This window comes from Chitinophaga polysaccharea (assembly GCF_902150045.1).
Taxonomy (GTDB): domain Bacteria; phylum Bacteroidota; class Bacteroidia; order Chitinophagales; family Chitinophagaceae; genus Chitinophaga; species Chitinophaga polysaccharea_A.
This window is the reverse complement of record NZ_CABFVU010000001.1, coordinates 1,078,583-1,104,467: the sequence shown is the minus strand read 5'-3', so window position 1 is coordinate 1,104,467 and position 25,885 is coordinate 1,078,583. Positions and strand designations below refer to the sequence as shown.

Below are 25,885 nucleotides of genomic sequence, written 5' to 3'. Positions count from 1 at the left end.
AGGGTTTTTCGGGCTTTCGATGTTACAAAAGAAAGAACAGGAGCTTCAATCGTCTATAGGTCATAAATTGGGATTCACTACTGCATCTGCGCCGGGTATAGGCATCCAGTAGTTTGCTTTGGTAATATTGCCGTTCAGTTGCAGATCGCCCGCAGCCTTGTTGGCATTGGCGGCTTCTACCAGCTCCAGTCTTACCAGGTCGAACCAGCGGTTCCATTCACCTGCAAATTCCCACGCCCGCTCGTTTACAACAGCTGAGGCAAAGTTGGCGCCTGACATACCGCTTTGTAGATCAGGTAAACCGGCCCGGCGCCGTACAGCATTAATTGCCGTATAGGCTTCACTGTTAGGCGTGCCTGTGGAACGTGCCTGCGCTTCTGCATAGATCAGCAGTACATGCGCATAACGCATCATAATAACGGGGTTATTGGACATGTACACATCTTTTTTACCCGACTGGATAGTGAACTTTTTATAATAAGGGTGATGTGTACTGGTTTGCTGCCAGGGAATGGTGGTGCCATTACTCAGTTTGAACTCCGTGCTGAAGGTGGCGTCTTTCCTGGGGCCGGCGGGGAAGTTGTTGAAGAAATTAAGTTCCGGGAAGAAGTCGCTCCACCCTCCTTCATCTTCCGGCATGGTAGACAATCCGTAAAATGAATTGTAAGTGACCCAGTTTCCGCGTGTGAAAAGCGTAAATACATCTTCCACGGTTCCTCCTGCAAAAATTTTCAGGTAATCGCCGCTGTAAAGGTCAAAACCATAGGTCGCTTTGTTGTCTATTACCTCTTTGGCTTTGGCAGCTGCCAGTGCATACTTTGCCTGGTCTTTCAACGGCCATCCTGCTTCTGTAAGATATACGTCTGCCAGCAGGGCTTTTGCCGATCCTTTATTGGGCCGTCCCCCGGTACGTCTGCCATTGGGCATCCATTCTTCGGCCCGGAGAAGGTCTGCTTCTATCAGCTGGTATATATCAGCCGGTTTACTTTTTTTCAGGTTAAGGTATTCGGGCAGGTATTTCTCTGATGGAATGATGGGAACTTCTCCCCAAAGCCTCGTCAGCCAGTAATAGGAAAGCGCACGTAAGTAGCTGGCTTCGCCCACCATCGCCCGGATAGTGTCCTGATTGCCATTCAGTACCTTGTTATAGTTGTTAATGATGTTGGTGGTTGACTGTATCGTCTTGTAACAGCCCAGCCAGATGGGATTCATCCTGCTGTTCAGTGATGATACTTTAAAAAGATCAAATTCCCTGAATTCCTCCTTATTAGAGCCCGGATGTGTAGTGAGGTCGTCTCCGCCCATTGTCATGGCAATTTGTGATACGGTAGTGAACCCACTTGTCCAGGGCACCATCAGGCTTCCGTAGGCGCCCGTAAGCACGGTTTCCAGGCCAGCCTGACTGGTTAATGCGTCGTCGCCAGCCACCAATCCCCTGGGGCTTTCTGTTAGTTCCTTACTGCATCCCGCTGCCAGGATCAGGCCGAGGAACAGGTATATCGTATATTTCAGATAGTATCGTATAGTCATAACTGTTATTTTTAAAAGCTCAGTGTTACCCCTCCGGTGATGGTTTTTACATTTGGATAAGTCCCAAAATCAATACCCTGGCGGATATCGCCGGATGATGAATTGCTTTCCGGGTCTATGCCGGAATAGTTGGTCCATGTCAGCAGATTGGTAGCGCTTACAAATACTTTGATGCCTGCAATATTTTTCAGTCTGGATTTGGAAATACTATATGCAAGGCTGATATTTTTCAAGCGCAGGAAGTCGCCCTTTTCCAGGAAGCGGGTGCTTTGCGTGATGTTTTTGTTGGTTGAGCTGAACGCAGGTATATCTGAAGTTTCATTCACACCGGGAATATAACGGTCCTTGATGTCAACATAGGTGGCTTCACGTGCATCAGCGCCATAATACATGGCAACTGCTTTATTGTAGTTCAGCCTGTCGAACCCAAAGAGCCCCTGGAACAACAGGTTCAGCGTAAATGCCTTATAGGTGATGGTGTTGTTCCAGCCAATGGATGTTTTAGGAATACCGGTACCGATGATATGATAGTCGTCAGCATCTATTTTTCCATCGTTGTTCAGGTCTACATAACGGGAATCGCCTGGCTTGGCGCCAAACTCACCTGCTTTGGCATCGCCCGGTTTCCATGTACCGAGATAAGTGAGCCCCCAGATAGAGGCCAGCGGTTGGCCTGGCATCACTACAAATTCAGACTGGGGAGACATGCCGCCGCCAATCTTACGGGTATTGGGGTCAAAGATCCTTGTTTTACCTTCACCCAGGGAAACTACTTTGTTCTTAATGAGAGACACATTGAACCCCGTATTCCACCGGAAGGCTCCCTTATCGATCACATCTCCATCAACTGAAAATTCCCAGCCTTTATTCTGTACAGCTCCCACATTTCGTGTAATAGAGTTGCCTCCCAGGTACATCGGAACGCTTTCCTGTAACAGCAGGTCACGTGTATCTTTGATAAAATAATCGGCGCTGACAGATATTCTGCCTTTCAGCAACCCGATGTCAACTCCTATATCTTTCTGTTCTGTAGTTTCCCATTTCAGATCAGGGTTACCGATATTGCCAATCACCAACCCTACCTGGTGACTGCTGTTGTTAAACGATGTTGCTATATTTGAATAGGATGAAATGGTGCTGTAGGGACTAATTGCCTGGTTACCGGTTAGTCCCCAGCTTCCGCGTAGTTTTAAATAGTTGACCGCGCTCACTTGCTGCATAAATGGCTCATTACTTATTACCCATCCCGCCGACACAGAAGGGAAATAGCTGTACCTGTTGCTGCCACGGAATTTGGAAGAGCCATCCCTTCTTACTGCGGCAGATAAAAGATATTTGTCGTTATATCCATAGTTCACACGTCCCACCAGGGAAAACAATGCCCATTTGGAATAGCCGGAGCCGGGATTGCCTGCTGTGCCAAGAGCAAGGTTATTCCATTGAAAATTTTCATAGGTGAGGTTGGAAGATCCGGCGGAAGAGTAATTGTAGGTAGATTGCTGATACTCCATTACTGCGGTAGCGTCCAGGCTATGCACTCCGTTGAATACCCTGCTGTAATTCAGGGTATTGGTATTCTGGAGCACAATTTCCTTATTGGATCTTATACTGGCGCTGGAGGTATTATTATTGGTGATTTTTCCACCAAAGGACTTGTCTTCATACTGCAGGAAGTTAGCTCCATATTGCATATTGAAAGTCAGTCCCGGCAGTATTCCGAATTTAAAACCACCAATGAGGTTCGCAAGCATCCTGTCTCTTACAGCCAGCCTGTTAACGGTTAGCGCCACCGGATTATATGACAGTGAGCCTACCGGATCATTCACCACAAAACTGCCGTCTGCATTATACACAGGCGTTGTAGGAGCCCAGGTAATGGCCTGTGCCAGTGGGCTGCTGGCGCCATCTGCCGGAATATCTATATTTTGCGCTGTACTGTAAGACCCGGTAATATTCAGAAAAGTAGAGATGCTGTTGCTAAGGTTGGCGTTAATATTGGAACGTAATGTATACCGCTTATAAAAGGAATTGTTGATCACTCCATCCTGGTTGAGATAATTGCCAGAAATGAAATAGCCGCTTTTATCGGTACCACCGGCCAGGCTGAGCATATATTCCTGTGCCGGCGCTCTTCTGAAAATTTCATTTTGCCAGTCTGTACCACCTTTAGCGCGGAAATCGGCGATTTGTGCATCTGTGAATTTGGGTGTGGTACCAACAGCTGTAGCATGTGCATTAACCGTTTCTGCAAAGTCGGCGGCGTTCAGCAGGTCCAGTTTCTTAATAACCGTGGATGTTGACTGCCGTGTTGTGAAATTCACTTTCAATCCGCCTTTGCTGCCTTTACGGGTAGTGATCAGAATTACACCGTTAGATCCGCGGCTACCGTAAATGGCTGTTGCAGCCGCATCTTTCAGTACCTGTATGGAAGCAATATCATCCGGGTTGATGGCAAAAAATTCTGCACCTACAAAACCATCTACCACGTATAACGGGTCATTACCGCCATTCACAGAATTGGAACCGCGGATGCGGATACGGGCGGCGCCACCGGGAGATCCGGCGGAGTTGGTAACCTGTACGCCTGTAGCGCGGCCTTGTAATACCTGGTCGAGACGGTTCACCGGCGCATCCTGGAAATCTTTGGCAGTAATAGAGGAGATAGCGTTAGTAAGTGTTCCTTTCTTCTGCTCTCCATATCCCACTACTACCAGTTCGTTGATATTGGAGGAAGATGGCTCCAGTGCGAGAGACAGCTCCTTCTTCCCGTTCAGCGGCATCTCCACTTTGTTGTAGCCAATGGAGGAGATGATCAACACGATGTTGCCATCAGGCACGGTGATTACATATTCTCCATCCACATTGGTGAACACCCCTTTGGTTGTACCTTTCACCAGAACCGTGACGCCGGGTAGAGGCTCTCCTTTTTCATTGGTGATCCTGCCCCTGACTACCTGGTCTGGCGGGGTAACAATCTCATCTCCCGCAGGTTTGCGTTTAATGACGATGGTTTTGTCTGATATGCTGTAGGTAAACGGCAATCCCCTGAAGCACGCCTCCAGTGTTTCTTTCAGTGAAGCTTCCTTCAGTTGCAGGTTTACCTTCCGTTCCTGTAGCAGCTGTTCATCGGTATAAAGGAAGGTATACCCGGTCTGTTTCCTGATCTCCTCGAAGATCTTGTCCAGTGGCGCATTGCTCCGTGAAATGGTAACTGTCTGAGAATACCCTGTTGCATGCACCTGCAGTAGGACAACGGTTAGTAAGAGTACCGTCAGTTTCATGATCAGTAATATTTTTTTCGATAATCGTGGAAATTTTTTATCCCACGCAGCGCGAAGCTGCCTGCTTTGGGAATAAAGCATCAATTGCATACTTTTGTATGGTTTGGGTAAATAATGAATAATTGCTACGAGCGATTTTACATACAGACCCAGCTTTCACCGGGAGCGGGCCAACGCTTCCGGTTTTTTGTGTCCGTATGGTACAGGGAGTGGAATTTTAAGGACTCATGTTGTATCAGTTTTTAGTATAAATGCATCAGGGAGATACGATGATCTGTTTTCCTTTGATCTCAAAGTGTACTTCTCCGGTCATTTCCATCATATTCAATACCCGCGATACCGGCACATTCCTGGGTATGATACCCCGGAAATGCGCAGGAACGGAAGCGGTGTATACCACATCCACATCATACCAGCGTGCGATCATACGCATGATGGATGTTATATCGTTCCCTTCCAGCTGAATAAAACCGTTTTTCCATGCTACTGCTTCTTCGGTATCTGCATGCTGTTGTAAAGCAAGCGTATGATTTTGCCTGTCCAGGTAAGCGCCCTGTCCCGGCGCCAGTTGTTTACTGACCCCGCTATTGCTCACTTTTACCGCACCCTCCAGCAAGGTGGTTTTCACCATGGTTTCATCGGCATATGCCATGATATTGAATTGTGTGCCCAGCACGGCTACTTCGAGGCTGTCGCGCTGACCGGTGCGCACCATCACTTTAAACGGCATTGCCTTGTTATGCGCTACCTCAAAGTAGGCTTCCCCGCTTAGCTCTACCTGCCTGGAACTGCCATTGAAGGCAACAGGATATTTCAGTGAGCTGGCCGCGTTGAGCCATACATTGGTCCCATCAGGTAAGGTTACCCGGAACTGTCCTCCCCGTGGCGTACGCAGGGTGTTATATTGAACAATATCAACGTTCTCGGGGCCTGCTGTTTGCGGGGTATACAGCAGTTGCCCACCAGCCGGTTGTATAATACTGGTGTTGCCCTGTTGCGTCAGCGCCCCGTTGGTGGCACTGTCTAAAGGGATTTCGGTACCGTCTGCCAGTACCAGCATGGCCTTGTTTCCCCCGGGAGTAACATCATTGGATACCGTGGTTTTGGCAATAGTGGTGGATTTGCGGGCAGCTGGCTGTAAAAACCAGTAGAGGCCGAAGGATAATACCAATGCGGCGGCAACAGCTGAAATCCAGCGCAAACGGCGCCATGGGCTGAGGCGAATAATCGCAGGCGGTAAATCTGTGTCTCCTGTTGAATTATCTCCCTGTGCTGTAATTTCGTTTTCCGGCTTATCGGCTGTCAGGATCCTGCTTGCTATATTATCCCAATAGTTCATATCATAGCCGGCAGCGGCATTATCCGGAAGTTCCTTTAACAGCATAGCCTCCACCTGCCGGGTAATGTTGCCATTATCATCTTCCCTGATCAGCGTTATCAGTTCCTGCAGCTCTGTATCAGTAGCAGAGCGCTGCATTGCCTGCCCAAGCAGGTATGTAAGGCGGTTTTGTGTTGACAATTTGAGATTGGTTTACAGTTTTTAAACGGGATGATTTTGGTGTGTTCTTCAAACGTGAAATATCCCTCCTATATAAAAGACGCGCAAGTTTTCATTTAGGACCTATGGGAGGGAAAAATATTTTTATAATTTCAATAACCACAGAATAACTACAGGAAAGAGCATGCCCAACTGCTCCAGGTGTTCGCGGATGGAATGCAGGGAACGAACAAGGGAATTCTTTACAGTATTGGGCGAGAGGGAAAGCTTTGCGGCTATTTCGGGTATCTTCAGTCCCTGTTCCCGGCTTAGCAGGTATATCCGTTTGGCCTGTGGGGGTAATTGCTGTACGGCAATACCTACCTGTTCTCTCATGAAGGCATAGGTCATATCCTCTTCCGGGCTAAATACCGCCTCGGCCGGGAGATTGGCTATGGCCTTATGATGCACTGCCTGTTTACGCAGATAGGTAAAGCATTGATAGAGCGCGATACGGTATAACCAGAAACGGGGTTGTTTTATTTCCTTCAGTTTGTCGCGGCTAATCCACAGCCTGAGAAATGTTTCCTGGATGATATCTTCGGTGACAGACTCATTTTGAATGATGCGGAATGCCATTGCCCTCAGGTGGGGAGCATATATGTGAAAAAGCTGTCTGAAAGCCGTTTCATCGCCTTCGGAAATTAATTGAAAAAGTTGGTTGTTATCCTGTAGGTATGCATTCATGTGGGACAGCCTTCCCGCGAAAGTAGCAAACATTTTCTGATGGTGCATACCTGGAGCCGGCTATTTCGCCAGGCCCTTCCTGCTGCGGAGGAGCTCATATACATAAAGCGGCACCGCCCATCCCATCCAGAACAAAGGTGTAGATATTTCTTCATAGCTGCCCAACTGCTGCACATAAGGGATCTTATAGGCAAAGCCCGAAATGAGGAAAGCCACCGTAACGATATAACTGCGCGTCATCCATTCCCGGTGCAGCTGGAATTTCTTTTTAACCGCGGTATAATAAGCCATGAAAGTAGCGCTGATCCATACGGTTGCCCATACCTGGAGCGTAAAGGCATTGGCCCAGTTCACCTTGTAGGCTGTAGTAAAGGCCAGTACCAGGGCACAGCTGCTGCTCACCAGGATCGCCAGCAGGTATACAAAACCAATAAAGCGATGCAGTTTCCAGCTGTAGTTGCGCAGCTTTGGCCAGAACTGGATAATACCGGTAATAAGCGCTCCGCCTCCTGCCGTAATATGCGCGATCAGCACCCAGCGTAATTCGAAATATTTGCCAAGGGCTTCAGGTGTCAGTTCCAGGAAGCGGTCGGCGCCATGCATAAACAGCCAGGTCATAAAAATGACGGCGATCCAGATCAGTAAAGGAACCATGTCGGTGGAGGAAGGCCTGAATGCCGCTTTGCTCTTGTTGTTCATCTGTAGTCTTATTTTATACAAATGTCTTACCCGGCCTGCAACCATACAATAACCGAAAAAAAATTCGGTAAGCACCATCATCATTCCTTAGAAAGGAATGCTTAATTTTACCGAAACCTATATGCGATGTACACCAAAAAGATAGAAGAAGACCTTGACTGTGGTATCCGCGTAGCTTCTAAAGTGTTTGGCGGCAAATGGAAATGCTGTATCCTCGATGCTATCAACAGGGGCATTAACCGCCCGGCCGATATTGGGCGTTATATTACCGATGCTTCGGCCCGCGTGATCGAAATGCAATTGGCTGAACTGCTGTTCTTTGGTGCTATTGAGAAATGCGCAGAAGAAAGTTTTCCCAAGCGTACTGAATACCGCCTTACGCCGCTTGGCGAAAGTATACTGCCCATCCTTGAGCAGATGGACCGTTGGGGGCTCACCCATTCCGGATTCATCAAGGACCGGCAACAAGAGCTGGAAAATGCGGAGGTGTGAGGAGCCTTCTCACAAAATATCGGGTTTATCCTGCCACCGACCTGGTTTTCTATTTAACAACAGGGAAATTCCCACCATCGATAATCAGATTCGTTCCTGTTAAATAGGACGCAGCCGGCGACACAAGGAAGTAAATAAATTCCGCTGTTTCTTCCGGTTCTGCCATTCTTCCTATCGGCACGCCCCCAACTCTTTCAAAAAGTTTACCGGACATTTCTTCTACAGTGATATTTGCTTTATTCGCGTAGTCTTCCAGGAAGGCAGTCATCGCCTCAGTTTTGTTTAAACCCGGAGATACCGTAAGTACTCTGACGCCTTTATCTGCGACCTCTGTAGCCAGCGCCTTGCTATAGGTGTTTAGTGCCGATTTTGCAGCGCTGTAGGCCATTGTAGATTCCCAGATAGGAAACTGGCTACTGGTAGAGGATATATGAATGATCACCCCTGTCTTTTGCTCCAGCATTAATGGCAGCAAGGCCCTGTCTAACCGTACGGAAGAAAGCAGATTAACCTGCAGGGCTTGATCCCAGTGCTCATCTGTCAACGTGTTAAATCCTCCTCCCGGATAGGTGTTTGCTCCCATGTTGTTAATCAGGATGTCTATTCGTCCAAATTGCTCACGAACAACAGTTGCCACTTTGTTAACATCTTCCGGGCGGGATAAGTCTGCCGCAATAAACGGATAGGTAGCCTCCGGTTGGTTTCGGGCCGTAACGATAACTGTTGCTCCTGCTTGCTGCAATCTGTTAACTACGGCTTTGCCAATTCCCTTTGTTCCACCGGTTACAAGCGCAATTTTACCGTTTAATACACCATCGGCTGTTTGTTCTCTTTTCATACTATTTGTTTTAGTAGCGTATTGCTCGTTTTGAAATAATCTATTTACTTTAGTTCCATAAAGTAACTATAACGGATGCTAACATTCATATTGACCACACAAATTGGCGGTAACATCCAGGTAACTAAAGCCAATAAGTGGTAACATTCATGTAACTAATGAAGAAGTTTAAAGAACATACTTCCACCTGCCCAATCGTTCATACAATGACCTATATCGGGGGCAAGTGGAAACCGATAATCCTAGGCAGGCTTGTAAATGGAGCTGTCCGCTTCGGCAAGTTGGGCGTACAAATACCGGATATATCGCGCAAAATATTAACCGAGCAATTAAAGGAATTGGAAGAAGATGGATTGATTATCCGGCACAGCTATAACGAAAAGCCACCGCGCGTAGAATATGAGCTGAGTGAAATCGGAAAGACCGTTATCCCTGTTTTGATGGCTATGACCGAATGGGGAGCACAGATGCAGGATGCTATAACCAAACATAAGCGCAACACCATACAATCCCGCTGATATTTTCACGCAACACTGCAGTAGCTGTTCCAATAGACTGTAATCACCCGGAGTATTTATGTTTTGATTTTAACCCGTGAATTTTGTCGGCAGATACGTTCAGATCAGCCAGCAATTCATAGCATTCGGCTTCTTTGTTTGGATCATTTAACAGTTTCGCAAGTTCAGCCCGTATGATCAGCGCTTCTGCATACAGATCATTCCCGGTTTCAATTCCTGGTTTTTAAAAGCATTGTCAAGTGCCCTGGTCGCAGCTACGTAATCTTCTTTAAAATCCCTCAGTCTTACCGCAAGTGCAATAACCTTTCCAAGATCAGTTAAGCCCTTCTGGTCTGTACTTTCATACTCCGCTTCATCTTTACCTCCCCGCTGTATGAGTATAACCGCATTGCCTGAAGGATCTGTTACAGTGAAACGTGTCTGCAAAGGTTTCATGCCCGAAATCCTCGGTAAACCTGATGAAGGTACTCTTCCAAGCTTCTTTTTAAGGCGACTGGAAAACTCCTGGTAAACACTTTGAATATCATCTACGATGATCAGGCAGCCATTACCTGGAGTTGAAATATCCATACCTTTGTTGTAATAGAAATGTAGCTGGCAACCATCCCTTTCAGTAACAGCATACTTATAGGGCCTGTCCTGTCTGTAAGTGATTTTAAAACCCAATGTTTCCCAGAAGGTAAGCGTTGCATCTACAGCAACATATTTCAAAACGGGTATAGTAGCCCATGCGCTGTCTTTCATTGCATTTTTAGATTAAGCCTCAAAAATACAGGCACAAAAGAACTTTATGGCTTTACATACTTTTTTCACAGTAAAGCTTTGGCGGCTTTCTATTGGATTATAATAGATAAATTTGATTTATGCAGGATTTTATACACGATAAAAAGCTTTATTATAGTCCGGTGGAATTTGCATTCTCCCATATTGGAGGCACCTGGAAAATACCTATTTTACTATGCCTGAAGGACGGTCCGGTGAGATATGGGGACCTGAAAGAGAGGATTCCGCGCATAACAGACAAGATGCTGCATACGCAGTTAAGGGAAATGGAAGGTAAACAAATGATCAGCCGGAAAGTTTTCAGGGAGAAACCTCCGCGGGTGGAATATGCATTGACCCAACGTGCAAGGGATGCTTTTCCTTTAATCGAAGTCTTGAAGAAATATGGAGAATTATTGATGATACTGGAAGACAAAAATATTGAAAAGGTAAAATCTGAGTAAGGCCTGATAGGGTAAGATGTTTTTAGTACCTCGGTCGGATAAATACTTCAGAAAAGCTAATGGTGGTGTAAAACAGAATTAAGATCAGGCTATTGTCGGATTAAGAAAATCATAGCAGACCAGGAGCATGCAGTGTTAATTCAAGCGGGTTTAAATAAAAAAAGAGGCTGTATCATAAATAACTTTTACCCGATTTTACTCGGGTACCGGGTGGAGAAAAATTTCGTATATGCGATTCTCACACCCATTAAGTTAGTTATGATACAGCCTCTTTGCGGGCTGAACGGGGCTGTAATCGAACCCCTAGTGCCTCTTTTGACGTTTATTGGCAGTATCGAACTTGACAAATCAATTGAAAACCATTTATCAAATAGTAAGAAAGTAGGCGTAAAATCAGGTAAGAAGAGAACAAAGGGACAACGCTTATAAATTCCAAACGATACCGGAAGCAGGAAATTCTTTGAACACCTTACTGAATTTATTTGCAAACTGGAACATATTAATACAAAAAAAACTATAATATTGATAGTCAATCACAGAAAAAAGTAATAGGAAAAAGGGCTTTAGAATGCTAAAATTATGATTCTCCTCTTTCTCCCGGAAGAGGAGATTGAGTTTGAACCCATTGTCCTCGTAAATTTGGATATCTATGACTTAAGAAGCTCGAAATGCTCATCGTTTTTCCTGAATGAATTGTTGCACATGAGCCCGCCTATTTTGATTTTATCTGCCCTATTACAGAAAAATATAAATCTTTAAAAGTTATAGTACCCTTCGCTTTCCAGTCAAACTTTAAGTCAAATTGTTCATCCCAAAGTTCCAAGCCGATGCAAGCGAATGCCCAAGCGATACTATCTTCATTTACTTTCATCCTATTTAGTGCGTTGGTAAGCCGATCTTCTATATTTGGATGTTTTGTGCCGTTAGTAGTTGAACGGAAAAAGATCATAGACAAAATCCCAATTACAACACCCAATTCAAGAATGAATTTATTGCCATTGGCTCCTTGTAAAATATTATCGATTGCTTCGTTATCAGCATCATATTCCATTTCTTGAAAACAGGATGGGCAATCTTCATCAGGTAAGTTGTCAAGGTGCTTCTTAGCATGGGCCACTTCATGGCATAGAATAAACTTAATTCCCTCTGTGAATAGAATATTTGTCTGCTCAATATAGTTTCGGTCGGCAGCGTTATATCGTTCTGGATTTGGTAACAAATCCTTATCCCACTGATCAAATACTCTTATGAGAAATCTACCATAATCAAATACTTCCTTGGCCTTTTCAATTTTATCTGGACTTATTGGGTTTACAATTTTTCCATGTTCGGCGTTAATTTTCGGATAATCTATCGTTTCTACATAAAGAGTATAAATTGCATATGTTATACACCATTGATACGAAAGGAAGGTTTCATGTAATTGAATAGTACGGGTATCATTAATAATTCTTGGTGTCCGATATCTGGTGTCTGTCTCTTGGATTTGAACCTCGCCAAATTGTAAGTCCAACTCTCTATTTAGCTTTCCATCTGTAGTTAACTTCACCAATTGATCGAAAAACTCTTTATTCGTGTTTTGAAAAAAATGAATTGTAACGGCTATAACGGCACGTATTGGTTGAGTGCCTGACAACTTACGTTCTTTCCCATGATCAATAATGCCTTCTTGTTGCCAAAGCCACTTATCCATACCCAGTTTTTTTAAAACTTCAAAAATGTTCATTTTTTTCTTTTTAAACCGATTCCAAAATTCACCTTTCTCCAAAAACTTTTTCTCTCCTTCGGTTTTTGTGAACTATTAAACTCTTCTTTACTGCGTGTATCCTTTCGGCGACCTTTTTCTACTTCCACATCATTCCATTTTCTTGCATATTCAATTTTACTTTTGTTGATAAAGTAGTGTGATTTACAATCAAAATTCCAGTTGCCGATTGATGGATATAGCGAAACTGTTTTTCCATCAAATGTAAGTTGCCAATCGGTCGGCGACAATGGAGTAACTACCTCTTTGCCACAGCCACACACACATTTGTGTATGGCTGTACAAAAAGGGATGGAAATATACAGGACATTATCCTCAATATCAACCGGAATGGAATTTACAAATCTATGCTGTAGCATCTTCATTAAATATTTTGGATACTCCAATAGAATATGAGCAATGGTGCTCGTTTTCCATATCTACATAAAATCCGCATAACTTCTTCCATTTCAGAATTGCTAGGATGGCATTAAGCGCATTAAGCTCTGCAATTTGAATATTGGTGGCGTAGTCGTTATTATCTGAATTTTCAGAAAATATACGGATAGGTAGATGATCGTGTTTATCTGGTGTACCTGTTGTTACGCGGACAGCACCAGTCAATTTATCATCTACAACATTTACACCTAACCCCACATCAAAGAATGGAACTTTCACTTCTGCCAAATAATCCGTAATCAGTTTACGTACTGCGTTATTATCCACACAAACAAATACATAACGCATTGTCTTTAGCTCATGCAAATTCTCTTTAGTGAGATAATAGTCGTGAGCATGAATATGCTTGTGCATATTTGAATACTTCCGTTGATAATATACAACCTTCGGAAGTTGTTCATTCAGATCTTCAGTTGACGCTGCACCGGGTGAACGGAAGGCATTGTGCTGATCAAAACGGTCTCCATCATACAGATGAATAGCCTCTACCGGGCATTTGGCAATAAAATCCAAAATATACGCTCCTGTGCCACCAAGGCCAATAATAGCAATTTTTTGCCCCGACATTTTTTTGCTGATTACATCAATGTTAGCTCTGCTCGAGTTAGTATCGATGTATTGGAAAACTGTCTCGTTGCCAGAGTCAGCAATAACCTTAAATGTCTTTTCCGTTACATCAGGAAACTTATACTTTGCCGGAGCACTAATAATATCTGCATAGCGCTTCACCTTTTGATAATAGTCAGGGTAGCCGGTAACTGGCTTATTAGAAAAGGATCTGTTGACTGTAATGTCTTCCCCTAACTTATTATTTGCATTGCTATGCTGAATTGCGCTAATAACAGAACCGTCCATCTCACACGGATTTTCTCCAATAAAATGAATCACATGGTTATCTGGTGTGGCAGTCATGGTAGAATTAGCCAGCGTCAAAGTGCTAACTAAAATCCCATACTGAAGATGTTGTTGTTGATTCAGGTAAGGAATGTGGTGGATAAGTAAGTATCCACCACGAACCTCGATTTCATATCCTTCGTCACGAAGACGCTTCAGATCCTGACTATGATTTATCAGTTGCAGTTGCATCGAAGATCATTTTGTTTTTGACACGAACAATAGAACCTTTAACCATAGTGCCTTCTGGCTTAGGTTCATAACCTTTAATGTATGTGACTGTATATCCGATGTTCGGATTGTTGTTGTTAGGGCCGAAAGCCAATTCAACAACCTGTTCAAAAGATATTTCGGGATGCTTCCAGGCTTTTTCGCGAGAGTTCACATATATAATAAACTCCGTTGGATTGGGTTTGGAAATAAAGCGTTCCTTGCCATCGCGGGCAAGATCGACCACTTCATCATCGGTGATGTAATCATCTTCCCAGCCTTCCTTAATATCCAAGAATATATCATGATCTGCCGGAATGTTACCCAACTCGCGAATCTGAATACCACGAATGAATTGCTTATACCAGGTAAACTTTACACCATTGATATAAAACTCCAGCTTCTTTTTTACAAAGAAGTACTCTTTCTCTGGCCTGGCAAGGTTTACCTGCTTGTCGTTTTCGATAAGCTCATCCTTATATGGTTTGCTGATAGATAAGAACAGTTCTGTATCCAAAGGAATGCCGGCCAACTTCTTTAATTCTTTGCCGGTCTTGTATTGATCAAATGTTTCGTATTCTTTGCCTTCGATCACAAATCTCAAAGGCTCTTTTGGCTTGTGGGAATGCAATTTCCCTTCATGAATGTTAGTATTCATTTCTTAAATAATTAAAATTTCTAAAATTAAATTCCAGTCTACTGCATCTATCATTTCAGCAATAGGTGTACGGTTAAACCGACCTGTCAAAATCCTGTCTGTGCGATAATAATATTTAAGCTATGATACCAGTCCAACAACCCCGGAGTGAGGTCGTAGGGTTAAAATCACGAAAGGGCTTGTTTATTTCAATTAAAGGAGGTAGTTTTGAAGTGCAAGAACAATACTACCGAATGCCTCGCAAGGGCTTTGGGTTCCTTTAAAGGAATTAAAGCCAGGTGATTTTCGCCTGGTTTTTTAATTAATTTCCATCATTAGTTTTTAGTGTCTTTTACTGAACTTGGATCGTTACCCGGTTTTACGGTATCACTATCCCTTATCGGCCCTCCATTTGGTCTATGTATGCGAACTTCACCGCCACCGTTATTCGATGAAAACTGCTTAGCAAGTTGTTCTGCTTGCTTTTGAGTTTCAACTACAGCAGACGCTTTTTTGCCGCCTTCCTTTTGAACATTCCAGTTGTCTTGTCCTTTTTTTTGTGTTACATGATAGTTTGCCATTAGTATATCAGTTTTTTTCAATAATTAAACTCTTGGAACAACACGCGCCGCAGTCTTAATATCGACAGCTTGCACGCCTAATGACTGAAGCATTTGCCGCATGTCATTAAATACAGGTTGTTCATTATTAGGGTCCGAAATGGTTAGTATCGCGGTAAAAGGAACCCCTTCACGTGGTATTGCAACGCCGTCTCGTGCCAGGTATTCTACATCCAGACTCCAGTCTGTTGTTGGCCCCACACCACGTGGGAAAGTCTTTTCATAAACTTTTACAGGACTCCATTTAAATGAATGTTCAATCTGGTCTTTTTCAAACAAACTACCTTCTCCTTCATCCGGTGTATAGATAGCATTCAGGCGACCCAGGTATTTTCCGTTTTTCTGCTGCTGCCGTAGCGCAGCGTCTATATTTATTCTAACGAATTCGGCTCCATACCGGTAATCGAATCGCGGAGTGCTTACGATGGTCAGTTTCGCATGCCCAAAACATTTGCCATCTCGTACAAGGCTGGGCGGCCACGAAAACTTAAAACTCAATTTATGTCCGATTATCGCCCGATTTGCAAAAACCAACGTGATTGCAGAAGGCGTACCATTTAAAATTTCTTCCGACCCTTTTGGCATACCAAAACCAACCAAATGTTTGGTCACATTTCTTAGATTTTTGTCGTTTAGCGAATCCGGCAAGGAAGCATGGTGAATGCCAAGACCTATCAGTGTTTCTCTTGATACGCTGCCTTCAATAGCATGATCAAGGCTTGCCAGTGTTTTGGCTACATTTGGCGCGGCGTAACTTGTACCGCAACCATCTACTATTTTACCTTTAGAATCCAGAGATAGCAAACCATGTCCCAATGTTGGATGAATAGTTCCCGAACCGCCTACATGGGCAAAATCCGGCTTAAGCCCAACCCTAAGTCCAGGCCCCCTGCAACTGTAGTTACTCAGTGTATATGGAATGACCCCATCAATATTGGGTGGATTAAGTGCTGACACGCTAACATTACGGCAACTTTCAGCGGGCTTTTTTATTGTATCGTTCCTTGAAGAAGCTAAAATCTTCAAGGCCTCAATTGTATCTTCCGGCCACTCCCTTCTCATATCAACAGGACGGGTATTGCCAGCAGAAATAGCAAAAACCACATCATTTTCCTCAGCAATCTTATCCAGCAATTGGGCAAAAAGACTATAACCGGTTGTTGATGCGTGTTCTTCTATATTCATACTAAAGTTGAATACCCGAACACCTGTTCTTGCTTTCAACTCTTGAACAGCGCTTTCTAATTCGCTAAAAAACTGAAATGGTTTTGGAAAATAAGTATCATACTTATGCTCAAGGGGGAGAATATCTAAATCAATAATTTTACATCCATCAATTTCCCTGCAAATAGCGTTACCATTGAGGGTTTGTCCTGCGATTGCCAACCCGGCTATGAACGATCCATGATTCTCGTCTTTATCCGAAGGGCTTATTAAGCCCCATCTATCTTCAATCCAGTCGCCATATATATCTGAAACTCCGCCATCTACCACGCATATTTTTGGGTAAGAGACATCATCTTCCATTGAAGGAACTACAAAGTTCTTTCCTCTCTTTATAGAAGTGGCTGCGCTACTTTTCATAATGATAGGAGGTAGCGATATTTTTTTTACCAGTGGGTGTTTGTCCAGAAATTCTAGTAGTTTGTTGTGTTTTTTTATGTCAAGGTCTATAATGTGCTTTTCTCCTGATTTAGATTTTGCCAGTGAAGACGATACCGGGAATGATTGTATCACGGGAGAGGATGAACTTTTTTCCAGTTTTACTCCAAAAATAACCGCAGCTCCGGCTCCAGTAATAACCCGTGAGGCAAAAAGACCGTTACCAACATTTTCTAAACCGTCAATAAAGCTTTCAAATAGATCAAATTTATGTGCACTCAATAAATCCCAGTCTTTTCTTGCAGGTGGTGCTTCAAATAACTCAACCACGTAAGAACCACCTGTTTGAGGATTGGATAGCCACTCGATAGCTTCTTTTACTGAAAATTTTCTTTTATCACTAGCGGTGTAGGCAGTAATATTCTCAATAGCACCTATCTCACTTCTTAGCCGAGTTGGTTTAGGTTCGCTTTTCCCATCTTTCTCTTTATACTTAACTTCTGTTTCTACCCGGTTAAATTTTCCATTAATTACGTCAATGCTTTCGGGGGTTAGTTCAACAAATAATTCACCCAAATCTCCTGCGCCTACCACAGGGGCAATATCTCTTTTGAATATCTGAGAAGTAGGTCTATGGCTTTTTGCTAATGCCGCCTGCTTTAAAGTTACTTTAGCGTAAGATACCTTTGTATAGCTGCTTACCAACTGCATGTTCCTGATCTCGCCCAATTGTTTTTGAAGATTGTCTCTGTGGTCAACGAAATCAGCATCGTTCCCGTCAAAAAAGTCTTTGGGGGAACCTCCGCCATTGTGCTCCAAAGCTTCAATGAAGTCATTGGTGTTTAAAACTATTTGAACAGGACTATTTGCCATAACTTATATTTTTTCCGAATCTTTAAACTTTGATAACTGTTTACTTAAAGTAGACGGAGTTATTCCGAACAAAGAAGCTATATCTTTTTGTTTGAAAGAATACGCTCTGTCTTCCAATAACATTGTAATAAAATCTTCATCACTATGTAGCATAACATTTCTTTTGCCCACATCCACTCTCCCTGAATTGAGTAATGCAAATTGTTTCATTACAGAAATGATACTACTTCCTTTTTCCAAAACGAAAGCCCGTTTCAGCCACTTTGATAACATTTCAGCATCCGCACCCGACGATCCTTCAAGACACCATGCTAGAAATTTTATCTCACTTTCATTAAATTCTAACGGAGTTAGGAATTTTTTCAACAAATGCATCATTACCTCTGGTGATGGTTTAGGAATTTCTATCTGGATGTCGAATCTTCTCCAGATAGCGGGATCTAAGAGGCTTTCATGATTGGTTACTCCTATTGTAAAACCTTTTTCATGGCGAGAATCAAGGCTTTGCAATAATGTATTTACAACCCTTTTTACCTCCCCAACTTCCTGTGGATCGTTTCGCAATTTGGCAATGGCATCAAATTCATCAAGAAGCAGCACACATCTATATCTATTCGCAAAAGCAAACAAGTTCCCAATATTTCGTGATGTAGTTCCTAAAAAGGACGACATTAATCCTTCCAATCTTGCCAGTACTACCGGTAGTCCGATTTGCTTTGATATCCATTTTGCAAGATGGGTTTTGCCGGTTCCAGGAGCCCCATAAATCAGGCATGAACTAGCTGGAGTGGCATTTATTTCTAAAAGCTTTTCAAACTTCATCCACTCATTTACAATTGACTGTATGGCCAATTGGATATTGTCATCAAACAGAGGCATTTCATCAGGCAGCTCTGCCGGAAAAAACACTTCAGCAAGGGGGGTTGACGTTTCCTTGTCAACAGGAATAGGCGTTTTGGCTGTTAGCGTTTCACCTATGGTTGCTACGAAGGATTGCTGAATTTTGCTGGGAGACATTTCCAGGCTTGCTTGCGAAGAAGACAGTAATCCTTCCAATGACTTGGCTTCCTTTTCGTGTCCATCCTTCTCCAGACCGTCTTTTAGCCGGTTAATCTGATGTAATATAGCCTCATTAGGATTTGCCAACGCGGATCTACATAATGCCTGAATTATATTAAAATATTTTACCATTATCGATTTGTTTATTGTGGCCTTTAAATGCAAATATAAGACATTAATTTCCATTTTTCAAAATAAATTTCCATAATCTGACAATAAATTTCCAATTAGGATATATTGTGTCTCAATAGAACAGACTTTATTGGTCTTTCTCGGTTATTAGATAATCTATCGGGTTACTCAGCAGCCCGATCCATTTACAGACTGAATAAAACCTCATTGCGCTAAACTAGCAGGGTGCCACTCTAACGCCCATTGATGTTGTAGTGTTGCCGATACTGTGCCTGTGCAATGATAGACAGTGAGATTAGTGATCTATTAAGAAATAGACTACTATAGGATTTAATCCAGAATAGAATTGAAAAAAGTGCTGCTGAATAAGAAAGAAATATTCAGTAAGGCTGAAGTAAATCTCCTGGCTCAGCATTTAATGCAGTAGCTAAGAGCGTAAGGTAGGAAACAGAGAAATTGACTTTCCCTAGCTCTATTCTATCAATTTGAGAATATCTTTTTCGCCACAAGCAAAGGCAAGCTCCATTTCTGTTAGACCCTTTTCAGAGGCAAAGTCCTGATGTTTTCTCCCAACTTCCGGAGAAAACATCATCTCTATAATAAGACTTTCGGGTCTTCCTTTGCACTCAGCAAAAGAAGATTTTATAGATAATTCGATATAGGGATAATTATTCTACTTTTGTAGTAGCTAAGTGCCACGGCTTAGTCAATTGACCTGAAATGTTTTTGGCACATGTCATCTGCATTCTTATATGTTAGAGTAAGTACTGATGAGCAGGCGCTCAGGGGATACTCGCTTTCATTTCAGGAAAAGAAATTACAGGAGTACTGCTCGCTATACAAAATACAAGTCGTTGATATTATTAGAGAAGATCATTCTGCTAAAACATTCAATAGACCCGGTTGGAACAAATTGATGCGTAGCTTGAAAGAGCGGCAGATTTCTTTCCCGAACTTTCTTTTATTTACCAAATGGGACAGGTTTAGCAGGAATGCATCGGAGGCCTTCGCTACAATTGCACTGCTTAAAAAACTGGGAATAGTTACACAAGCAATCGATCAACCGCTTGACCTGTCAATTCCAGAGAACAAAATTCTGCTTGCAGTCTATATTGCCACCTCAGAAGTGGAAAATGAAAGACGTTCGCTAAATGTCAAGCAAGGAATACATGAGGCAAGAGAACAAGGAAGATGGACTTCTCATCCACCTTTAGGCTATACCTATATTTACACCAGTCAGGGAGAAAAATGTCTGGGCATTAAAGAGAATGAGGCCACATTTATCGAAACTGCATTTATACTTATCGCGGCCAACCCAAAACGTAATGTTCAATCTATATATGAACAATTACTTGCTCAGGGAATGCAGTGCAGCAGAAGTAATTTTTGGCGAATTCTACAAAATCCGGCGTATTGCGGTAAAGTCAACGTTCCAGCTTTTGAAGACGAACCTTCACACTTTGTCAACGGCAAGCATACAGGAATAGTCTCAGAACTCCTATTTAAACAGGTACAGCAGACTCTGAAAGATAAACGGAAACAGACCGTGATTACTGAATCCCTAAACCCCCAACTTATTTTAAGAGGTTTTGTCTATTGTCCTCAATGTCATAAGAGGTTAACCGGGAGCCGTTCAAAAGGACGACACACATATTATTCCTATTATCACTGTCAACATTGCAAACATTTTAGAGCCTCTGCGGACAAAGTCAATCAGCTATTTCAAAACGAAATCGAAACCTTAACTGTTGGTGAAGGCTATATAAATATCTTCCATCGTATACTGAGCCATTTTCTGCAGCAGGAAAAAGAAGATATTAATAGAACACAACTTTTGCTCTCAAATAGCATACACAAGCTAATCGATCGTATTGTTAAGACTAATAGGCTTCAGTTAATGAATGAAATAACAGTTGAAGATTTCCAGCTCATAAAAGTCGATTGTGAGCGTTACATCAAGCAACTTGCAATAAACTTTCAAGAATCTAAAAAGAAAGGGAAAGCAACTAATTATATCCTAAAATCGACCCTAAGGAAATTAAATGACCCTGGCTGGTTTTGGTCTACCGCGGACGCTCTCAATAAAAGGCAATTTCTACACCTTTTAATTGACCAGGAAATTATATTATCAGAACATCCAAAAATGACCAACAGTTTAATCTGGCAAGCACAGATGGTATATGGTGTGGCTTGCCAGGAAGAGTTTAAGGAGCCTCGGAGATTCAATTGGGTTAATGAGCTGGAATCAATTAATGAGGAACTGATAGCGGAGATAATGTTCTATGAACAATCAAGGTGTAGAACCATTAATGCTCAAAAGGCGCAGTATATTCTCGATTTTATGGTTAATATGGTTTTGTTGGTGTTAAGAATAACGTGATTGGGTAGGGGCGTGGAGATATTCGTTCAAATTTGGCAACCTGTTAAGGGAACTAAGAAATGTCAATATATTCATTAAACAGCTTTTTTACTTACATTTGTAAATAGAAAAGCCCCATAGAAATGGGGCGACCACTATCTGTGATACAGTGGTTTTCTTTAGTTCGAGATCTTTCTAAACCTGACGTGAGGAGAATAAGAAATGAGCTTATAATCTTTGTCAGAACTCTAATGTGATCGATGGTATATCTTTGCCATCATCTAGAACGAATACTCGAGAGGATTTGTAACAGAAGCCCACTATCAGGTGGGCTTTTTTTTGTAAATGAATGCATTTTAGCGTATCCATCTGTATTTCTTTTCTCTACCTTTTCCAGTTAATTCCCCAATCACTTTGTTAACCAACACAAGCGCGTTGAGTGTCGAAGATATACTTGCTACGCAATCCCGTCTGCTACTTTCCTGTAGTTTTGTTCCAATCTCTGACGTCAATAGTCCATTGAATATTTCTGAGGTTGTGTATGCCCCATTATTTTCCTGCAGGTAGCTTTCTACAAAAGGCCTAATGGTCTTCTGGCTCACTTTGAAATCATTATTATACAACGCGGAGCCGCTAGCCTTTTTTGGTGGCAATGACTGTACTATTCCCTTATTAGATAATAAGCTAAGAGCTTTTTCCAGTTCTTCAATTTGAAGTTTATGGTGACTGATCTGAGACAGATGGTACTTTATCTTCTCAGTCAAAATTGTCTCTATGGGCAGATCTATGTTCAATTGGGAATTGAGGTCCATTACGTGTCTGTTTGGTGCGAAATTACTAAACCCAAATAAAACAAACAAGAACTTGTTTGTTTTATTTGAAAAAATATTTGATAGAATGATTGGGTTTTGGATTTCTTGCTTTCATCAATGGAGGGACGCTCTCTGGAAACTTAAGAAAAGACTGATTTGCGCTAAATGGCCAATTGGAATTTCTAATTGATTTGTTAGAAAAGACTATTTGTTATTAAATGCAGATATATAAGCTATTGGTATTTTATACTAATAAGGGGTTCGATTCCCGTTCAGTATCATTATGTATTAATAAGGCCACTCAGTCGCTGCTTATCAACTGATAGAGTTTAAATTGTTGATAATGAATTTGTTTGCCGTATTTGCAGTTAAAAGTGGAAAATTAAGGCAAAAGGAAGAGGATAATAGTGAGGTTCGAATGTAAATAATTAATTTACGGTGCTTTAAAAGGAAAAAGGGAACCAAAAATCTTATTTGACTTTTGATTCCCTTCTGCGGACCGGACGGGACTCGAACCCGCGACCTCCGCCGTGACAGGGCGGCATTCTAACCAACTGAACTACCGATCCTTAATACAGACGGGCCTTTCAGCCGATCTATATCCCCCTTTGGGGAGTGCAAATGTAGCAACAATATTTTCAAACAACCAAATTTTTTTGAAGAAAACTGCAAACAATCCGGATTTTGATATATTTAAAGTATTTCCCATATTGCAGCGGTGTTTGAAAACGACCCGTCAATAAAATGAGCTATACCGGTATCATCACCCTGGGTATCATATTCCTTAATGTGCTTACATCCTGGAAAGGATTTAAAAGCCGCACCCTTTTCAATAAGTATGAGTTTGAGGTGGAAAGGATCCTGCTATACAGGGAATACCGGCGTCTGATCACTTCCGGCTTCCTGCATGTAAGCTGGAAACATCTTATATTCAATATGATTTCCCTGTTCCTGTTCAGCATAATGCTGGATGCACATACAGGGCCGGTTGCCTACACAGCTATTTACACCGGAAGCCTCATAGGTGGGAACCTGCTTTCTCTTTACATTCATCGCCGCGAAAGCGATTACAGCGCAGTAGGCGCCTCGGGAGCTGTTTGCGGGATTATTTTTGCTGCTATTGCCCTGTACCCTGGTATGATAGTGAGCTTTTTCGGATTGTTCCCCTTGCCCGGATGGCTGTATGGCATCGGGTATGTATTATATTCGATTTATGGTATTAAGTCGCGCCGCGATAATATAGGCCACGATGCGCACCTCGGGGGCGCCATGGCAGGAATGTTTATCGGGTTATTGATAACACCGGAAGCTATCCTGCAAAACATGGCCGTTATTATTGCGCTTACGCTGCCCTGCATATTTTTTATGTATGTAATTATCCATAAGCCTCACCTGCTCCTGGTAGACAACTTTTACTATAACCAGCATCATATAGAGGGAGATATAGACGACCTGTATAACGCGGAAAAAGCCAACCGGCAGAAAGAGCTGGATGCTATCCTCGACAAAATCCATCACAAGGGCATCAACAGTTTAACCAAAACAGAAAAGGAAAAACTGGAACAGTATTCCCGGCAGATAAGCTGATAAATAATGCCGGCCTTTGCCCTTACCGGATAACCGGGCGCCGATGGTTTTATACCTGCCGGCGTTTAGATTACTGTCCATTATTTTACTTTACCTATGTGCCAATTTTCATTACTTTAGCAGCGATACCACCAACCTTATCATCAATCATCAGCGTATTCTGCAACGATAATGCACGATAGTACCTATATTGACAAATCACTGTTTCAGCGCATTTCAGAGGGCGATGAAGCGGCATTTGGTATCCTCTTCAATACTTCCCTGATAACACTGGAGCCATTTATACGGAAAATGGTGAAATCGCCCGAGAGCGCCAAAGAGGTGATCCAGGCTACTTTCCTCCGGGTATGGCTCAGCCGCGACAAGCTCACTGATATTGATCATCCCAGGGCCTGGCTTTATAAGGTAGCGGCCAACGAATGTTATACCTACCTGAAAAAGGAAGCCACTGAATACCGGCTGCGGGGTACGGTAGCTGCAGCAGAAACCGAAACCGATACTGCCACCCGGCGGCTCACATTAAAGGAGTTGCATGCTATCATTGAAGAGGCGGTGATGTCATTATCGCCGCAGCGCCGGCGCATTTACCAGATGAGCCGCAACCAGGGTATGAAAATACCGGAAATAGCCACTGAACTGGATCTGTCGCCCAGCTCAGTGAAAAATGCACTGGTGTTTTCCCTGAAAGCCATAAGGGAGCATCTGCGTCGTAACGGGCATGCTATTCCCCTTGTTTACCTGATTTTTATCTGTAAGTAAAAAATATTTTTAAGCAGATAGGTCCTTTATGCCGTCGGCTTATTCTTAATATCGGGGAACCGTTTAAATCCCGGTTTTCTTTTTATGCATGCAGGAGCAAAGGGCCATATATTTATTACAGCAGCGGCTTTCAGGTAATGAAACCCCCGCAGAGCAGGAAGAACTGTACACATTGCTGGAAGACGACGGTAACATGGAAATACTCATGGCCGCGCTCACAGACCTGATGTGGCAGGCGCCTGCCGGCACAGAGCCAGTGGACATGGATGCCCGTAACGCTTTGCTGCAAAGTATTACCGGAACAGATCTTACCACTCCTTTCGTGGAAACTGTAGCGCCGGTGAAAACTATTCAGCGCTTCTGGTGGGCCGCGGCCCTTGTAGCCGGCCTGTTGCTTGCAGCAGGGCTGTACTTCCTGTTACGCCCTGCAGCCACTGTGAAGCCGGTGCCCGCACTGGCCCAGCGCTATAAAAATGATATTGCCCCGGGAGGAAATAAAGCCATGCTCACCCTGGCAGATGGCTCCCGCATTGCGCTGGATGAAGCCCTGAATGGTACTCTCGGTCAGCAGGGCAATACCCGCATTATCAAAACCCGGAATGGTCAGGTACAGTATTATGCCGCCGGCAATAACGCCGTTGTTACCTACAATACATTAAGCACTCCCCGGGGAGGCCAGTACCAGCTTACCCTGCCGGATGGCACACGGGTATGGCTCAATGCCGCCAGCTCACTGCATTTCCCTACGGCGTTCACGGGCAGTAACAGAACCGTGGAGCTCACAGGGGAGGGTTATTTTGAAGTGGCTGCCTTGCCCGGAAAACCTTTCCTGGTAAAGGCCAACGGCGCCGATATTACTGTGTTGGGCACACATTTTAATATCATGGCCTATGCCAACGAACAGTCCATGGCCGTTACTCTCCTGGAAGGCGCTGTGAACGTAGGCCGCAATGGCACGGTAAAAAAACTGCTGCCCGGGCAACAGGCCCGTATCACGGGTAATAGCAGCATCACGGTTTCAGATACAGATGTGCAGGAAGCGGTAGCCTGGAAGAACGGCTTTTTTATCTTCGACCGTGCAGATATCACTACCGTCATGCGTCAGCTGGTGCGTTGGTACGATATAGAAGTGGTGTATGAAGGCACGCCGCCTGAAATACGCTTTGGGGGAGGGATGCAGCGTAGCCTGCCACTGTCGGCCATTCTCAGGCTACTGGAAAAAAATGGAGTATTATTTAAAATAGAAGGAAGAAAAATAACCGTATTACGATCGTAAGTAAGCCATATTTTTTAACACTTAAATCTGACCAGCTATTGAATTGAAAATAAT

22 protein-coding genes and 1 tRNA gene are annotated in these 25,885 nt (G+C 43.2%); 7 read left to right on the top strand and 16 right to left on the bottom strand.

What is annotated here, in order from left to right; all coding sequences use genetic code 11:
• Positions 1–60: 60 nt before the first annotated feature.
• The 5 genes from FN124_RS04435 to FN124_RS04415 form a co-directional block, all read right to left on the bottom strand.
• Entirely contained in the window at positions 61–1,530 is a 1,470-nt protein-coding gene (locus tag FN124_RS04435) for a RagB/SusD family nutrient uptake outer membrane protein (RefSeq protein WP_142683562.1), read from the bottom strand.
• Positions 1,531–1,541: 11 nt separating this feature from the next.
• Positions 1,542–4,811 (bottom strand): TonB-dependent receptor, encoded by a 3,270-nt coding sequence (locus tag FN124_RS04430; protein ID WP_185937087.1) that lies wholly within the window; start codon positions 4,809–4,811, stop codon positions 1,542–1,544.
• A 256-nt stretch (positions 4,812–5,067) separates the two neighbouring features.
• The gene (locus FN124_RS04425) at positions 5,068–6,330 is read right to left on the bottom strand and encodes a FecR family protein (RefSeq protein WP_142683560.1); all 1,263 of its coding nucleotides are present in this window, start codon (positions 6,328–6,330) and stop codon (positions 5,068–5,070) included.
• Positions 6,331–6,453: 123 nt separating this feature from the next.
• Positions 6,454–7,035 carry an RNA polymerase sigma factor gene (locus FN124_RS04420; protein WP_185937086.1) on the bottom strand — a complete coding sequence of 194 codons (582 nt, stop codon included), beginning with the start codon at positions 7,033–7,035 and terminating at the stop codon, positions 6,454–6,456.
• Positions 7,036–7,095: 60 nt separating this feature from the next.
• Positions 7,096–7,734, bottom strand: a complete 639-nt coding sequence (locus FN124_RS04415; protein ID WP_142683558.1) for a DUF2306 domain-containing protein — start codon at positions 7,732–7,734, stop codon at positions 7,096–7,098.
• 126 nt (positions 7,735–7,860) lie between these two features.
• On the opposite strand from FN124_RS04415, the gene FN124_RS04410 reads away from it, so the two are divergent.
• The gene (locus FN124_RS04410) at positions 7,861–8,226 is read left to right on the top strand and encodes a winged helix-turn-helix transcriptional regulator (protein ID WP_142683557.1); all 366 of its coding nucleotides are present in this window, start codon (positions 7,861–7,863) and stop codon (positions 8,224–8,226) included.
• Between the two features lie 49 nt (positions 8,227–8,275).
• Here the strand turns inward: FN124_RS04410 and FN124_RS04405 are convergent, their stop codons facing one another.
• Positions 8,276–9,064: an SDR family oxidoreductase gene (locus tag FN124_RS04405; RefSeq protein WP_142683556.1), complete on the bottom strand. Its 789-nt coding sequence runs from the start codon at positions 9,062–9,064 to the stop codon at positions 8,276–8,278.
• A gap of 158 nt (positions 9,065–9,222) precedes the next feature.
• Here FN124_RS04405 and FN124_RS04400 point away from each other — a divergent pair, with 158 nt between their 5' ends.
• On the top strand, positions 9,223–9,582 hold the full coding sequence (locus tag FN124_RS04400) for a winged helix-turn-helix transcriptional regulator (RefSeq protein ID WP_142683555.1): 360 nt from the start codon (positions 9,223–9,225) through the stop codon (positions 9,580–9,582).
• Positions 9,583–9,759: 177 nt separating this feature from the next.
• Here the strand turns inward: FN124_RS04400 and FN124_RS04395 are convergent, their stop codons facing one another.
• The gene (locus FN124_RS04395; RefSeq protein ID WP_142683554.1) at positions 9,760–10,326 is read right to left on the bottom strand and encodes a DUF8817 family protein; all 567 of its coding nucleotides are present in this window, start codon (positions 10,324–10,326) and stop codon (positions 9,760–9,762) included.
• A gap of 119 nt (positions 10,327–10,445) precedes the next feature.
• Here FN124_RS04395 and FN124_RS04390 point away from each other — a divergent pair, with 119 nt between their 5' ends.
• Positions 10,446–10,808: a winged helix-turn-helix transcriptional regulator gene (locus tag FN124_RS04390; protein ID WP_142683553.1), complete on the top strand. Its 363-nt coding sequence runs from the start codon at positions 10,446–10,448 to the stop codon at positions 10,806–10,808.
• Between the two features lie 712 nt (positions 10,809–11,520).
• On the opposite strand, the gene FN124_RS04385 is transcribed toward FN124_RS04390, so the two are convergent.
• The 7 genes from FN124_RS04385 to FN124_RS04355 all read right to left on the bottom strand — a co-directional run bounded on the left by FN124_RS04385 (position 11,521) and on the right by FN124_RS04355 (position 19,038).
• On the bottom strand, positions 11,521–12,534 hold the full coding sequence (locus FN124_RS04385) for a phage exclusion protein Lit family protein (RefSeq protein WP_142683552.1): 1,014 nt from the start codon (positions 12,532–12,534) through the stop codon (positions 11,521–11,523).
• A complete protein-coding gene (locus FN124_RS04380; RefSeq protein ID WP_260607322.1) occupies positions 12,531–12,932 on the bottom strand; it encodes a ubiquitination-like system serine protease family protein in 402 nt (133 codons plus the stop codon). Before FN124_RS04380 ends, FN124_RS04385 begins: the two co-directional genes overlap by 4 nt.
• Complete coding sequence (locus tag FN124_RS04375) at positions 12,919–14,097, bottom strand: ThiF family adenylyltransferase (protein ID WP_142683550.1); 1,179 nt, start codon at positions 14,095–14,097, stop codon at positions 12,919–12,921. Before FN124_RS04375 ends, FN124_RS04380 begins: the two co-directional genes overlap by 14 nt.
• Positions 14,072–14,773 carry a multiubiquitin domain-containing protein gene (locus FN124_RS04370; RefSeq protein WP_142683549.1) on the bottom strand — a complete coding sequence of 234 codons (702 nt, stop codon included), beginning with the start codon at positions 14,771–14,773 and terminating at the stop codon, positions 14,072–14,074. Before FN124_RS04370 ends, FN124_RS04375 begins: the two co-directional genes overlap by 26 nt.
• A 314-nt stretch (positions 14,774–15,087) precedes the next feature.
• Positions 15,088–15,333, bottom strand: a complete 246-nt coding sequence (locus FN124_RS04365) for a DUF2188 domain-containing protein (protein ID WP_142683548.1) — start codon at positions 15,331–15,333, stop codon at positions 15,088–15,090.
• A 24-nt stretch (positions 15,334–15,357) separates the two neighbouring features.
• Complete coding sequence (locus FN124_RS04360; RefSeq protein WP_142683547.1) at positions 15,358–17,847, bottom strand: S8 family peptidase; 2,490 nt, start codon at positions 17,845–17,847, stop codon at positions 15,358–15,360.
• A 3-nt stretch (positions 17,848–17,850) separates the two neighbouring features.
• Positions 17,851–19,038 carry an AAA family ATPase gene (locus tag FN124_RS04355; RefSeq protein WP_142683546.1) on the bottom strand — a complete coding sequence of 396 codons (1,188 nt, stop codon included), beginning with the start codon at positions 19,036–19,038 and terminating at the stop codon, positions 17,851–17,853.
• Positions 19,039–19,771: 733 nt separating this feature from the next.
• On the opposite strand from FN124_RS04355, the gene FN124_RS04350 reads away from it, so the two are divergent.
• The gene (locus FN124_RS04350; protein ID WP_142683545.1) at positions 19,772–21,418 is read left to right on the top strand and encodes a recombinase family protein; all 1,647 of its coding nucleotides are present in this window, start codon (positions 19,772–19,774) and stop codon (positions 21,416–21,418) included.
• Positions 21,419–21,753: 335 nt separating this feature from the next.
• Here FN124_RS04350 and FN124_RS04345 read toward each other — a convergent pair whose 3' ends face one another.
• Positions 21,754–22,209 carry a hypothetical protein gene (locus tag FN124_RS04345; protein WP_142683544.1) on the bottom strand — a complete coding sequence of 152 codons (456 nt, stop codon included), beginning with the start codon at positions 22,207–22,209 and terminating at the stop codon, positions 21,754–21,756.
• Between the two features lie 495 nt (positions 22,210–22,704).
• Positions 22,705–22,778 (bottom strand) — tRNA-Asp (locus tag FN124_RS04340).
• A 175-nt stretch (positions 22,779–22,953) separates the two neighbouring features.
• Between FN124_RS04340 and FN124_RS04335 the strand changes: the two genes are divergently transcribed.
• The 3 genes from FN124_RS04335 (at position 22,954) to FN124_RS04325 (ending at position 25,831) form a co-directional block, all read left to right on the top strand.
• The gene (locus tag FN124_RS04335; RefSeq protein ID WP_142683543.1) at positions 22,954–23,796 is read left to right on the top strand and encodes a rhomboid family protein; all 843 of its coding nucleotides are present in this window, start codon (positions 22,954–22,956) and stop codon (positions 23,794–23,796) included.
• 171 nt (positions 23,797–23,967) lie between these two features.
• Positions 23,968–24,555, top strand: coding sequence for an RNA polymerase sigma factor (locus FN124_RS04330; RefSeq protein WP_142683542.1), 588 nt, complete (start codon positions 23,968–23,970; stop codon positions 24,553–24,555).
• Between the two features lie 88 nt (positions 24,556–24,643).
• Positions 24,644–25,831, top strand: a complete 1,188-nt coding sequence (locus FN124_RS04325) for a FecR family protein (protein WP_142683541.1) — start codon at positions 24,644–24,646, stop codon at positions 25,829–25,831.
• The last annotated feature ends 54 nt before the right edge of the window (positions 25,832–25,885 follow it).